The sequence below is a fragment of the Aneurinibacillus aneurinilyticus ATCC 12856 genome, assembly GCF_000466385.1.
Lineage (GTDB): Bacteria > Bacillota > Bacilli > Aneurinibacillales > Aneurinibacillaceae > Aneurinibacillus > Aneurinibacillus aneurinilyticus.
The window spans coordinates 1,836-2,096 of record NZ_KE952674.1 but is presented as its reverse complement, the minus strand read 5'-3'; the positions used below and the strand labels follow the sequence as shown (position 1 = coordinate 2,096).

Sequence of the window (261 nt, the reverse complement as noted above, 5' to 3'; positions counted from 1 at the left end):
ACAGATCCGGTAGGAACAGCAAAAGGCGTCGTAATGGGTGTATGGGATACGGTGAGTAATCCAGAGGAAAGCTTTAACAATTTCCGTCGTGATCTTGAGGGCTTGTATTACCAGATGAAAGATGGAAATGCAGAGACACGGGGACAATTACTGGGCAACTTTGTTACGTCAGCCTTTTTGGATAAAGGAGTTGGAAAAGTACTGAAGGTGACTCCAAAATCACAGGGGACACCGAAGCCTAAGGAAACACCGAAACCTAAA

At 45.2% G+C, this 261-nt stretch carries 1 protein-coding gene; it reads left to right on the top strand.

Going from position 1 to position 261, the window contains the following annotated elements:
- Nucleotides 1-261: hypothetical protein (locus tag HMPREF0083_RS28615; RefSeq protein ID WP_021619335.1), on the top strand; the 261-nt coding region annotated here is incomplete at both ends.